The organism is Bacillus haynesii (assembly GCF_014042035.1).
Classification (GTDB): Bacteria; Bacillota; Bacilli; order Bacillales; family Bacillaceae; genus Bacillus; species Bacillus haynesii.
On record NZ_CP059494.1, the window covers coordinates 3092924 to 3106564 of the forward strand.

Genomic DNA, 13641 nt, shown 5'->3' on the forward strand with positions numbered 1-13641 from the left:
AGGAATGAAATGAAGGGGGAACATTACCTGTTAATCGAGGCAATTACGCCAGTCCCCGGCGATACCGGTTGTGTTCGCCGGGGCTTAGCATGGCAATTTTCATATAGTTCTTGGAGGTCAAGCTTGTGTATAAACGTATTATAGTGGCTGTCGCGGGCGCGTTGTTTGCACTGCTTGCGCTACTGGCGGCGATCATCACCGACCTATATGATCGAGACTTTCCTCAGGCGATTGGTGTCGAGAGCAGGTTAAACCTCGATTTCAGCGAATCAGGGCTTTCTATTACTGAAGCGTTTGCGAAGCTGGAGAAGCTCGATGCGCGCTGGGATCTTGGGCTGGTCAAGGTTGCGCCAGACCTTGCAAGCGACGGCGATGGCCAGGTCTTCGTAGCACTTAACGATAGAGATCTGCCCGACGAATTTACTTGGTTTGGCGGCGATGGTGCAGGCAAGATTGTCGGTAAGGACCGGCTTGAAACCTCCTACCCCGATGGGTTCTATCTCGTGACCGGTGAAAAGGCTCACTTGAGCGAGTTCGAGGACACGCTGAATAGTGAAGGCGTGAAGGTCGGTCGCGGGGATGCGTCAATTTTTAAAAGCCTTGAATTCGTTGTGCGAGAAAGAGGATTTGCTGCCGCCGTTCTTGCAGCATTTGCGCTGATTGCAGCGCTTGCGTTGTTCTGGTTGTCGTTAAGAGCGCGTGGGCGTGCCCTTCGGGTTCTGGGCGGGTGCCCGACCTCGCGGATTCAGGTGCAGGACCTGGCCGGTTTTGGGGGTGCGCTGCTGGTTTCGGCGGTTGCTGTAGCACTGGTTGCGTCTTGCTACGTAGGTTTGTTTCATGGCTGGATATATGTCGGTACCTTCCTTAAGGCGTTGTTCAGTCTGCAGATCGCTGTTATTACCGTATCCCTGTTGGCTACGCTGGTCATGTCAGCTTCCGCATGGCCTAGCGCTACCATGATCGCCACCAGACAACCTGCGGTTAAAAGCTTGCGTTCAGCTGCCATCGTGATCCAGGCGTTAACGTTCCTCCTGGTGGTAGCTGCGGCTGGACCTGCTTGGTCCGCATACAAACATTCCTCAGCTATAGCTGCTGAAATGGCTCAGTGGAAGAAACTCGCAGATCAAGTCGCGATTGTGTTTGCGACAGACGTTGACGAGATGAATCACATGGAGCCGCAGATTGGTAAACTGGTAAAGGATGCGGAATCGCTTGATAAGGTAGCTTTTTCCTACACATATACTGAAGAAATGCCAATGCCAGTCGATTTTGGAGAGTACTCGGCCATCTCTTACGTGAACCAGCGTTGGCTTGATATGGTGACCATGGATGCACCACAACCTGCTGTTACAAAGGTGCCTTATCATAGCATTCCAAAAGGGCTTGTCAAAATGATTCGAGAAGAGGCTGAGCTTTTGTCGAGGAAAGAGCTTTCCGATGAGAAGTTCGGTAAGTTCAAGTTCTTGCGGCCGATTGACGGATTCCGGTTGCCGGTAGCCCAAGGAGGAGGAGGGGAAAGACTTCACTTTGCGGACGATGTCCTAGTTGTTGTCGTGCCCTCGCTCTACGATACCTATAACGATTCTGCCTTGACTTCCATGGTCTCAGGTAGCAACATCGTATTCACTGGTGTAACAGCTACGCAGGAATTGTTAGAGAAACACGGCCTTGACGTGAAGGCGCTGCGTGATCGAGATATCAACGGCGAACTGAAAGTTGTCTATGTTGCCGAAGAGGGGATTCTCCGCGCGCAGTTCGCAGCGTACGTTGTATGGTTGTTGAATCTTGCGCTGATTGCATTGGTTATTGCCTTCACTGTCGCTGCTGCGATTAGTGCATTGATAACCGCGCTGCTGCAGGCGAAGCGTGACTTCCCGCTGCGGGTGGCAGGCCAGTCATGGGTACGGATTCTCCGGAGCCGTGTAGCCAAAGAAATGCTTGCTGGGATCGGTCTTGTGGGCGTTGTTGTTTTGCTCCAAAGGCCTGATGAGATAGGGGCTGTACTAGTGGCCGCGGTGTATGGGTTGCTTGTTGTGCCGCTGAGTCATCTGTTTGCTGTACGTTGGTGTTTCGATAGAGTCAGCAAACGGCGAATTTGACCGGAGGTAAGATGTTGGATGAAGCCCAGGGCTTTTCAGTAGCAATTGGCGGTCGGTCCGTGCTTGAAGGCAAGGACCGTTCGTCTTTCGCCCGGGATCATGGGCGGCACTCTGGTTGGTCTGAGCGAATAATTTTCGAGATATTAGTTATACGGTGATTATTACAGATGGGAAAGAGAAATTTCTGAATAGTATTTTTAACCCAAAGCTTATAAATGAAGAAGCTGAATTTTGTCAATCGTTTCAGACTAATAAAAATAGTTGAAGAAAATGGTTGTATTGATTTCGAAAAGGAGAGGATAAGACAGAGCTTAATCATATTAAGAGTATGTATAAAAGATAAGCCGTTGTTATGTCAACACAGGTGACGAGATTTTAGTAAGGTAGGTTTCTAAATGGATTGAATGGGATGCCGAGTATGCATATGAGTATTGGACTCCAATCAAACAAGGTTTATCACTGAGTGATACAGAGAAAAGAGCGACAAAAATAGGTATTGAACAACCAAAAGAAAATTTCTGTTGAATTAATCGACTAAGGAAATATATCTTAAAACGGGAGTGTGAATGTTAAAAGGAGCTAGTTGATAAGCTATAAGGCCAATGTCAAAGCCCCTAAAAGCCCATCGTACCATGGCTGCTTATCTCAAGACCCCACTCAAATCCATCCTTTCCCCTCCGCAATCCTTGCCGCTTCCATCCGGTTTTTCGCATCCAGCTTCTGCATAATCTCAGAAATATAATTCCGGACGGTCCCTGACGACAAGAAGAGCTCCTTAGAAATTTCTTTCGTCGTCATTCCCAAAGCCGCCAATCGCAGGATTTCCTGTTCGCGTTCGGTGAGCGGGTTTACTTTGCGGATGGCATCAAAGGTGAGTTCCGGGCTGAAGATTCGCTTGCCTTCCGTGCATTTTCGGATGGCGTCTGCGAGGTCGTCGATTTCTCCGTCCTTGAGCAGATAGCCGTGGACATTGCTTTTGACGGCGCGTTCGAAGTAGCCGGGGCGGGCAAATGTTGTTAAAATGATAACCTTACTTCTTGATCCTCGATTCGTCAGCTCTTCAGCCACTTCCAAGCCGCTTTTGACGGGCATTTCGATATCCATAAGACAGACGTCCGGTTCTAGTTTCAGAATTGCGGTGAGCGCTTCTTCGCCGTTAGTCGCCTGGCCGATCACTTCCATGTCTTCTTCAAGATCTAGCAAAGCCCCCAGTGCGCTTAACAGCATTCTTTGGTCTTCGGCAATAAATAAACGAATCATTGGATTGTTTCCTTTCGTTCAGCTTTCTTTACAATCGGAACGGCGATGCTTAAAACCGTGCCGTTATGGGTTGAAACGTCGAGAGCGCCATCGATTAATGCAAGTCTTTCCTTCATTCCACGCAGCCCGTTTCCAAATGGTGTTTGCTGATCCATCCCCATTCCATCGTCTTTGATGGTAATGCTTATTTTTTCATCTGTTTGAGGGATGGAAATGGTGCAATGGGTGGCACGGCTGTGTTTGACGATATTTGTGGCGGCTTCGCGTATACACATGCTGACAATGTTTTGTGTGACAGGTGAGATATTTGAAAAATCGGAATCTCCTATGTATTCGAATGTGATGTCTGCAGCCCGCAGGATTTGCTGGATATGGATAAGCTCTTCTGCGATCGTTGCCGTTTTCATATCAGACACGAGTTCTCGGACTTGTTTTAAGGCTGCTCTTGATGTGGTTTCCATTTCTCTTGCTTCTTTTCGCGCCCGTTCGGGATCGCTGGCGATGGTACGCTGGACGAGCTGGCTTTTTAATGTGAGCAGTGAGAGAGTATGGCCCAGTGTATCATGCAGATCGCGGGCGATTCGTACACGCTCCTCGCGCTTGACCAGTTCCTTAATTTGCTGATTTGCCTCATCAAGCTTTTGTTCCAGTTCCATACGGCGGTTCATGGAGCGGATGCCGTATGGTGAAATGAGCATAATCACGAGAAAGGGCAGAAAATAAAAGAGCTGGTTTTGCAGTGACGGATCATTCAGCAGATGATAGATAAAAGGGGCGACCAATACAACAACCAGGCTGGCAAGCCCGCGCCGGAACGTCTTTTTTTCCCGGTAATAGCCGATAAAGTTCGCTGAAAAAAAACCTAAAAAGACTAAGTTGATATCATAAAATACAGTGTAGATCAAAATGATCGAAAGCTGGATGGCCAGCCAATAAGTAAATAATTTTTTTTGCGGCGAAATAAAAAAAAGCTGGCGGTACGTCACCAAGAAAAGCAGCACGAGTCCAAAACCGATCAGCTGTTTGATCCCCGAGGTTTGATTTGTCAAATAAGAAATAGGCAGCAGTAAATAGATTAAAAAGATATAGGGAAAAAAGCCGTACTGTTTTGGAAACATGCTGAAGTTTTTTTTCATTCTTGCTCACACCGCTTCTTGTTTTCTTCTTATATATTTAGATAGTAGCATAATAACGACTAAATAGGCGAATAGGACGAGAATATTTTTCCAGTTTGGCATTTGGCCTCGAACGATTTCCCAAGCACCGCTGCCATAATGATAGGACGGCAGCCAAAAGCCGATATTCTGCATCATTTTCGGCATAATTTCAAGCGGCATCCACATCCCTCCGCATACAGCGAGCCCCATATACAACACATTGCTGATTCCGGCTGCTGTATCCACTTTTTTCATCATCCCGATCAATGTCCCGATCGCCAGAAACGGGAGCGAGCCAAGCAGGGCCCACAATCCGCTCAAGAACCATTCCAATGGAGATAAAGAAACGCCGTTGATCAAGGCGCCGGCTAAGAAGATAACTGTAATCGAAAGAATATGAATGACGCTTTGCCCCGCCATTTGAGCGATAAAATAAATGTGGTCGGGAAGAGGCGTTACGCGTATGAACGTCGACCAGCCTTGGGTGCGTTCTTGAACCATGCGGATGCCGAGCGTCATGATCGAAGAACCCATGACGCTGAATGTTGTCATCGACATTAAATAATGCGCATTCCAAGCCGCAGGGTCCGGAGCATTCGTATTGACGACATTTGTAAAAATATAATAAAAAGCAATCGGCATGACCAATGACCAAAAGACAAAATAGCGGTTTCTAAGCATTCTTTTGATTTCCATTCGGCACTGCATCTGAAATACATTCATTTTACATCGTCTCCTTTGCCTGTCAGTTGGCGAAATGCCTCTTCAAGATTTCCGCGTTCAATTTGAATATCATAAGCGCCGATCTTTTCTGAGAAAATGAGTTCCAATATTTTGTCCGTACTGGCCGTGTCGATGTAAACCCGGTTGTTTTTACGAAAAATCTGTTCGGTTTGCGGGTGCTGACACAGTTTCTCGAGTGACTGTTCCGGATCGACTATAAATGAAACCGAATGCTTCGATATTCTTGATTTTATTTGGAGCGGCGTCCCGTCAGCAACTACCTTGCCGTCTTTAAACAGCAAGATTCGTTGCGCGGCATCATCTGCTTCCTGTAAGTAGTGTGTAGAAAAAATGATCGTTTTTCCTTGCTCTGCGAGCGATTGAACCGTTTGCCAAAAGCGGTTTCTTGAAGTGATATCCATGCCGACCGTGGGTTCGTCGAAGATCATCAAATCTGGATCACCGGCAAGCGCCAAGGCAAAGCCGAGACGCCGTTTTTGCCCGCCGGACAACTTTTCCGCCTGTGTTTTTAAATCCTTGTCTGTTAAATCTGTCAACGCTCTAAGCTTTTGAAAGGATAGAGGCTTTGGATAGTAGCTCCGGATGAGTTCGATGATTTCACCTGCACGCAAACCAGGCATGACGCTGACTTCCTGGAGCATCGTGCCGACTTTTTCACGCACCCGTTTTTCTTGCGGCATGGAATCGAATAATGTGATGTTGCCTGCCGTCGGTTTTAACAGCCCCAATATCATAGAAATTGTTGTTGTTTTCCCGGCCCCGTTTGGCCCTAGAATGGATACAATTTCTCCTTTTTTAATTGAAAAATCTATCTGATCAACCGCCGTTTTTTGGCGGAATGTCTTTGTCACATTCGTCAAGTTCACAACATTGCTCATGGCTTACAGACCACCTCCTGATTTACTCATTTCATTGTATAAGCTGAGGGAGGCGGATTTTAGTAAGTGATGTCATGAAAATCGGGTGACAAATGTCATTTTTATCGATATTGACGCAATATTCCTTCAAGGATATAATATGGAAATCATTTAAGGGGGGATGGCAGGGTGTTAAAAAAACCAAAAGTTTTCATAACAGCGGTTATCTTAGCTCTCAGCAGCTTTGCGGGGACGGCTGCATATGCGCAATCAGGCTACTTTAATACGTATACCGATTATGTTTCCATGTCTAAGTCTGGGTATTTCACGGCGATGCAGGGGATGTGCGTTGACCGCAATAACAATGTGATCTACGCTGCAAAATTGAATAACGCGAATCACACGACGCAGTTATTCTCTGTGAAAATGAGCGGTACGGCAAGCAATAGAACTGTTGCACTTCTTAAAAATTCGGATACCAATACCACGAGCTATGATTTAGGGCACGCCAATGACTTGGCTGTCAAAGCTTCTGCGGGCGATAAAAACGTCAGCGTTTATGTGGCGCCGATGTCCGACGGCACTAAGTATGCCAATAAAATCGTGAAGCTCAGCGTCGATACAACGAAAAATACTTATAAAGTGGCTAAAACGTATGTACTGAATTATCAAGGTTCGAATTTGTCGATTGGCGGTATCACATACTCGGTTGGGACAGATAAATTTATCGTAAGATCGGGAAAAAGGTTTTTTATTGGGACATTCAATGATACAACCGGAAAATTCGACTATGAAGCAACGTTTAAATTGAACTATTCGAAAGCAGTTGTGAATCATCAGACAATGGATGTTTCTAATTTCATTCAGCAAGGAATCTCCTTTTACCAGGGGACATTATATGTGCCGCTTACAAAACCGGACAGCAATGGCAATGCTTCGAATGTGAGCATTATATTGACATACCCTTTAAATATCAATGAAATGATTAAAGAGCAAAAAACAAACCCGGTTCCGGACTTTTCGAAGGAATTGTTTACTCGCAGCGATTTATCTTTCAGGATTACCAGCAGCGCTTACACGCTTTTTGAGATAGAGGCTGTCGATTTTGATGACGGGACGCTTTACTTTAATACGAATCGTGGAAAAAGCGGAACGCAAAACGATATGATCGCAACATTTAATGATTATAATTATTATAAGTAATTGGCGTGTTATTTTTGGTGCAAGGGAGCGTTCTCTTGCACCATTTTTGCGGCGCAAAGGGAGGTCAATATGTATTTTTCGGCAAAGAAAAAAATAAGAGGCTGGAAAAGACTGAAACGAAGAATAGAATGGTGGAAATCAAACAATATTCAATTGAATATGAAATATTTAAGAGATCAACATAGAGATTACGTTAAATTATGGATATCTCCTTTTTACGGGCTTCAAACAGTGACTCCTCCATTATGGTATAGACGCTTGCTCTTGAAGGCGATAATCGATGTCTATCATGAGTGGCATAAGCAATTGAAAGCTGAAAATGAAGATTTCTACTTGAAAATTTGGCTGTATGAGCCTGATTTTATCCGTTCACAAATTGTGGCTGCTTATAAAGAAGCGATCGATTTTTACAGTGATTCTTTCGACAAGCAAGAAGAAACGGAAGCATCCCCTTTGAAAATATACGAACCTTTAGAACATGAGCTGAATGCATTTGTATGGGAACCTCATATTCATACCGTGTATTACTGGCTGTCTGATCTGGAGGAAGACCTCGAACTAGGGTTGAGAAGCAGAGGCGATGTGTTGCGCATAAAAGAAATCTCCTATTCAAAAGATAATGACGGAAAAGATGAGTGGTATAAAGTGAACGCAGGAACTGTATGGATTGGTTCATTAAAAGAGGTGCCGCAGAAATAAGGCCGGTTGTATTGACACCGGCCTTTCACTAAAAAACTGAGACTGTTCACTGTTTATGAGATGCTGGAGAAATCAAACGGCTGATCGTTCGTCAAATGAAAGAATTCTTTCAAGTGTAATGCTTGGGCGATTAAGTCTCCAATCTCAAGTACTTCGCTTCTTCCCTGTTCAACTGCAGGAAGGGCTGCTCCTATTAAATGGGAGATGGCTGATTTAAGTTGATATGAAATCGTGCACTAATGATGCGATCTGGTTCAGTTATGTCACTTTGTTAAAAGAAAAAGTATCCCGCCTAACATACAAATGATGATAAAGAAAGCAGTTGAGTTCATAAAAGATTTTTCATTTCTCATTTTAAGTAACCTCTATTCATGAAGACTAATATTAACACTATTTAAATCTATAGTACCAAATGATTAAAGAAGGATTCTATTGTAAGAGGGTTACTTGCCGAGAGGACGCCTCTGTGCCGAGGCGCACTGCTTGAGGGATGCTTCCATTGGCAAACTCGAATGAGCCGTGAATGCGGGGAACAGATACAGAAAAACGCTATGCTGAAACTTCAGCATAGCGTTTTTTATAGATTAATTTCGGATCAGATAATCAAACGCGCCTAAAGCAGCATTCGCTCCGGACCCCATTGAAATAATGATTTGGTTATACGGGCTGTCTGTGCAGTCGCCGGCAGCGAATAGACCAGGGATAGTTGTTTCGCCGCGTTTATCGACTACGATTTCGCCGATGCGGTTGCGTTCAACGGTATCAGGCAGCCATTCCGTGTTTGGCACAAGACCGATTTGGACGAAGACGCCTTGGAGCTCGACGTGTTTTTCTTCTCCTGTTTCACGGTCTACGTAAGTGATGCCGTTTACGTTTTCATCGCCCGTGATTTCTTTTGTTTGGGCGTTTTTCACGACAGTCACGTTAGGGAGGCTGTAGAGACGTTTTTGCAGAACTTCGTCAGCTTTCAGCTCCGGTGCGAACTCAAGAACAGTCACGTGGTTGACGATACCTGCAAGGTCAATCGCTGCTTCGATACCGGAGTTTCCGCCGCCGATGACGGCTACGTCTTTGCCTTCAAACAATGGTCCGTCACAGTGCGGGCAATATGCGACACCTTTGTTTTTGAACTCTTGTTCACCAGGTACGCCGACATTGCGCCAGCGCGCCCCTGTTGAAAGAATGACGGTTTTGCTTTTCAGAACAGCGCCGTTTTCGAGTTCTAGATGGAAAAGATCTTTTTTCTCGAGACCTTTTGCGCGTTGCAGGTTCATGACGTCGATCTCGTAATCCTTCACGTGTTCTTCAAGGCTTGCCGCAAGCTTAGGCCCTTCGGTGCGCTTCACGCTGATGAAGTTCTCGATGCTCATCGTGTCAAGGACTTGGCCGCCGAAGCGTTCGGCAACGATTCCCGTGCGGATGCCTTTGCGGGCCGCATAGATTGCTGCGCTTGCGCCGGCAGGTCCGCCTCCGACAACGAGTACATCGAACGGATCTTTATCGGAAAGCTCAGACGCATCTGTGCCGCTGCCCATCTTCGCAAGAATTTCTTCAAGCGTCATTCGGCCGCTTCCAAAGGATTCGCCGTTCAAGTATACGGTCGGCACAGCCATAATGTTTTTGCTTTCGACTTCTGACTTGTATGCCGCACCGTCGATCATCGTGTGTGTGATGTTCGGGTTGAGCACGCTCATCATGTTCAATGCCTGCACAACGTCCGGGCAGTTGTGGCATGTGAGGCTGATATAAGATTCGAAGCGGTATTCGCCGCTGATGTTTTTGATTTGATCGATGATTTTTTGATCGACTTTCGGCGGTCTGCCGCTTACTTGCAAGAGTGCCAGCACCAAAGATGTGAATTCGTGACCGAGCGGAACCCCGGCGAATGTGACGCCTGTATCTTCTCCGGTACGATTGACGCTAAAGCTTGGCGTTCTGTCGAGCTGCGCCTTTTCAACAGTGATTTTTGATGACATGGAAGCCAGCTCTTCTACAAGAGCCAGCATATCCTTAGAGACACTGTCATCGCCTGTACTGACTTTAAGGACGATGTCATTTTCAATCATCTGCATGTATTGGTTTAATTGTGCTTTGATATTTGCTTCAAGTACCAATTGAATGCACTCCTTAGATTTTGCCTACTAGGTCAAGGCTTGGTGTCAGTGTTTCAGAACCTTCTTCCCATTTAGCCGGGCAAACCTCACCTGGGTTTTGGCGGACGTATTGAGCCGCTTTTACTTTGTTGATCAGGGTGCTTGCATCACGGCCGATACCGCCTGCGTTGATTTCAACAGCTTGGATCACGCCGTCCGGATCGATGATGAATGTTCCGCGGTCAGCAAGACCTTCTTCTTCGTTCAGCACTTCAAAGTTGCGGGAGATCGTTTGAGACGGGTCGCCGATCATCGCGTAAGTGATTTTGCCGATTTTCTCAGAGCTGTCATGCCATCCTTTATGTACGAAGTGAGTGTCTGTAGAAACAGAGTATACTTCGACACCAAGTTCTTTTAAAGCAGCATATTCGTTTTGAAGATCTTCAAGCTCAGTCGGGCAAACAAATGAGAAATCCGCTGGATAAAAGCAGAAAATGCTCCATTGGCCTTTCAGATCTTCGTGTGTAACATCGATAAACTCACCGTTTTTGTAAGCTTTCGCTGCGAATGGTTGTACTTCTTTTCCGATTAGAGACATAATATCGTCCTCCTGAATGTAGTTTAAGAGAAATAAAAATTGTAAACTTTATTTCTCTGTAATTATTATAATTATATACAAATTATCAAATAATAAATATTTTTTGTCAAGGGGAAAGACCTTTAATTTTTTGTTAAGTATTTCAGCTAAAGAAAAGAGTTGGAGTTTCATAACTTTGAAATAGTATGATTGGCACAAAAGATAGAGTGGTGAGAATGAAGAGACCTAATTGAAAACGAAAAGCCGTCGGAATGACGGCTTCTTTGGCTAAACGCCTTTATACGCGGAACGGTAAATCTCAGCAAGCTCCGAAACGAGCGGCAGTTTCGGATTGGCTGTCGTACACTGATCTTCAAAGGCGCGTTCGGCCATGAGATCCACTTTGCTTTCAAATGCGGCGGCATCCACGCCGTTTTGTTTAATGCTCATCGGAATTTTAAGCTCTTTGGCAAGCGAGATGATCTCCTGGATCAGGCTTTCAACGCCTTCTGAAGTTGTTTTTGCAGGCAGGCCGAGCGTTCTTGCAATCTCCGCGTAGCGCTGGTCGGCAACGAAGTGGCTGTATTTAGGAAATGCTGTGAACTTTTTCGGCTTCGCTGCATTATAGCGGATCACGTGCGGCAGAAGGATGGCGTTTGCCCGTCCGTGAGCGATGTGAAACTCCGCGCCAAGCTTATGGGCTAAGCTGTGGTTGATGCCGAGGAAGGCATTGGAAAATGCCATTCCGGCAATCGTTGATGCATTATGCACTTTTTCGCGGGCCAGCTCGTCGCTGCCGTTTTTGTATGCTCTAGGCAGGTATTCGAAGATCAGCTGGATGGCCTTCATGGCCAAGCCGTCTGTATAGTCGTTAGCCATGCACGATACGTATGATTCAATTGCGTGTGTTAATACGTCCATTCCTGTATCAGCCGTAATATGTTTCGGCACGGTCATGACAAATTGCGGGTCAATGATCGCGACGTCCGGCGTTAATTCATAATCGGCCAGCGGATACTTCGTATTCGTTTCTTTGTCTGTAATGACAGAGAATGAAGTGACTTCAGATCCTGTGCCTGATGTCGTCGGGATTGCGACGAATTTTGCTTTTTCGCCCAGTTTCGGGTATTTGACAATGCGCTTGCGGATGTCCAGGAATTTTTGCTTTAAGCCAAAGAATTCAGCATCCGGGTGTTCATAGAACAACCACATTCCTTTTGCGGCATCCATTGCAGAACCTCCGCCGAGGGCGATGATGACATCCGGCTGGAATTTGGCCATCATGTCGACGCCGTTCATTACTGTTTCAATTGAAGGATCGGGCTCGACATCAGAAAAAATTTCACAATGAACGTAATATGGACGCCTTCTTAAGTAGTGAAGGACGCGGTCTACATATCCGAGTTTCACCATTCCCGGATCGGTGACAATCAACGCTTTTGAGATGTCAGGCATTTTCGCTAAATATTGGGTTGCGTGTTTTTCAAAATAGATTTTTGGAGGCACTTTAAACCACTGCATATTGACATTCCTTTTCGCCACTTTTTTCGTGTTGATTAAATGAACAGCTCCTACGTTTGACGAGACGGAGTTCCCGCCATATGTGCCGCAGCCGAGCGTTAAGGAAGGCATATAGGCGTTGTAAATATCGCCGATCGCCCCTTGTGACGACGGTGCATTGACGATGATCCGCCCGGCTTTCATCCTTAATCCGAATTCTTTAACGGCTTCTTGATCGTTCGTATGAATCACCGCCGAGTGGCCGGTTCCGCCGAACGCCAGCATGTCCTCGGCACATTTTAATCCCTCTTGAAGCCCGCTGACTTTGTAGCATGCTAAAACAGGGCTCAGTTTTTCTCTGGACAGTGGGTCATCCGGACCTACGCCTTCTAATTCGGCGATGAGGATCTTTGTATCTTGAGGCACTTTTATACCGGCCATTTCAGCGATTTTGAATGCCGGCATGCCGACGATATCAGCGTTTACCGCGCAAGTATTTTCATTGATGACCAATTTCTCGACCTTTGATTTTTCGGTTTCATTTAAGAAATAGCAGTTGTTTCTTGTCAGTTCGGCTTTTACGTCTGAGTAGATGTCTTTGTCAATGATGACGGCCTGCTCTGATGCGCAAATCATGCCGTTGTCAAATGTTTTGGATAAGATCAGATCATTGACGGCTTGCTTCAGGTTGGCAGATTTCTCGATGTAGCATGGAACGTTTCCAGGTCCGACGCCAAGGGCCGGTTTTCCGGAGCTGTAAGCGGATTTCACCATGCCTGCGCCTCCTGTTGCGAGGATCAGGGAAACGTTCGGGTGGGTCATTAAGGCTTGAGTTGCATCCAGAGAAGGCGTTTCGATCCATTGGATGCAATTGTCGGGTGCTCCTGCCCTGATGGCTGCATCCCGAAGGATTCTCGCAGCTTCACGGCTGCATTTTTGGGCGGATGGATGGAAAGCAAACACGATTGGATTTCTTGTTTTGATCGCTATCAGGGACTTGAACATGGTGGTGGAAGTAGGGTTGGTCACCGGCGTCACGCCGGCGATGACACCGACAGGCTCCGCGATTTCAATGACTCCGTCGTGTTCGTTTTCATTGATGATGCCCACTGTTTTATCGTATTTGATATGATGGTAGACATACTCTGTGGCAAACATGTTTTTAATGATTTTATCTTCATAAACGCCGCGCTTCGTTTCTTCGACGGCAAGTTTGGCGAGAGGCATGTGCTGATCAAGGCCGGCAAGCGCCATCTGTTTGACGATCTCATCAATCTGCTCCTGATCAAAGCTGCGGAATTCTTCCAATGCCTTTAGGCCTTTTTCGACTAGCTGATCAATCATGTTTGAGGCATTTTGCTTTTGTTTCATGTCCTTTTCTTCGATTGCCATTGTAAACCCTCCAGTGAATGAATAGGAATTTGAATACAACAGGATGTCCAGGGATGAATG

The 13641-nt window shown here is 46.1% G+C and carries 10 protein-coding genes; 3 read left to right on the forward strand and 7 right to left on the reverse strand.

The genetic code is table 11. The features are described from left to right. Positions 1 to 125: 125 nt before the first annotated feature. Positions 126 to 2099, forward strand: coding sequence for a bacteriocin-associated integral membrane family protein (locus tag H2R00_RS15390; RefSeq protein ID WP_182069649.1), 1974 nt, complete (start codon positions 126 to 128; stop codon positions 2097 to 2099). A 657-nt stretch (positions 2100 to 2756) separates the two neighbouring features. On the opposite strand, the gene H2R00_RS15395 is transcribed toward H2R00_RS15390, so the two are convergent. From H2R00_RS15395 to H2R00_RS15410, 4 genes are read right to left on the reverse strand one after another with little or no spacing between them, the layout of a single operon-like run. After that, positions 2757 to 3359 (reverse strand): response regulator transcription factor, encoded by a 603-nt coding sequence (locus H2R00_RS15395; RefSeq protein WP_154999242.1) that lies wholly within the window; start codon positions 3357 to 3359, stop codon positions 2757 to 2759. Next, positions 3356 to 4495 carry a sensor histidine kinase gene (locus H2R00_RS15400; protein ID WP_182069651.1) on the reverse strand — a complete coding sequence of 380 codons (1140 nt, stop codon included), beginning with the start codon at positions 4493 to 4495 and terminating at the stop codon, positions 3356 to 3358. Before H2R00_RS15400 ends, H2R00_RS15395 begins: the two co-directional genes overlap by 4 nt. 6 nt (positions 4496 to 4501) lie before the next feature. After that, complete coding sequence (locus H2R00_RS15405) at positions 4502 to 5239, reverse strand: ABC transporter permease (RefSeq protein WP_154999244.1); 738 nt, start codon at positions 5237 to 5239, stop codon at positions 4502 to 4504. Beyond that, positions 5236 to 6138, reverse strand: a complete 903-nt coding sequence (locus tag H2R00_RS15410) for an ABC transporter ATP-binding protein (protein WP_182069653.1) — start codon at positions 6136 to 6138, stop codon at positions 5236 to 5238. The genes H2R00_RS15405 and H2R00_RS15410 overlap by 4 nt, the downstream gene beginning before the upstream one ends. Before the next feature lie 168 nt (positions 6139 to 6306). Here H2R00_RS15410 and H2R00_RS15415 point away from each other — a divergent pair, with 168 nt between their 5' ends. Further along, positions 6307 to 7320, forward strand: a complete 1014-nt coding sequence (locus tag H2R00_RS15415; RefSeq protein WP_154999248.1) for a hypothetical protein — start codon at positions 6307 to 6309, stop codon at positions 7318 to 7320. A gap of 69 nt (positions 7321 to 7389) precedes the next feature. Continuing rightward, entirely contained in the window at positions 7390 to 8019 is a 630-nt protein-coding gene (locus H2R00_RS15420) for a hypothetical protein (protein ID WP_154999249.1), read from the forward strand. 584 nt (positions 8020 to 8603) lie between these two features. Here H2R00_RS15420 and ahpF read toward each other — a convergent pair. The 3 genes from ahpF to adhE form a co-directional block, all read right to left on the reverse strand. After that, positions 8604 to 10133 carry an alkyl hydroperoxide reductase subunit F gene (gene ahpF, locus H2R00_RS15425; protein ID WP_154999250.1) on the reverse strand — a complete coding sequence of 510 codons (1530 nt, stop codon included), beginning with the start codon at positions 10131 to 10133 and terminating at the stop codon, positions 8604 to 8606. 13 nt (positions 10134 to 10146) lie between these two features. Next, positions 10147 to 10710, reverse strand: a complete 564-nt coding sequence (gene ahpC / locus H2R00_RS15430) for an alkyl hydroperoxide reductase subunit C (RefSeq protein WP_020453590.1) — start codon at positions 10708 to 10710, stop codon at positions 10147 to 10149. A gap of 267 nt (positions 10711 to 10977) precedes the next feature. Next, on the reverse strand, positions 10978 to 13581 hold the full coding sequence (gene adhE / locus H2R00_RS15435; RefSeq protein WP_182069655.1) for a bifunctional acetaldehyde-CoA/alcohol dehydrogenase: 2604 nt from the start codon (positions 13579 to 13581) through the stop codon (positions 10978 to 10980). Positions 13582 to 13641 lie beyond the last annotated feature (60 nt).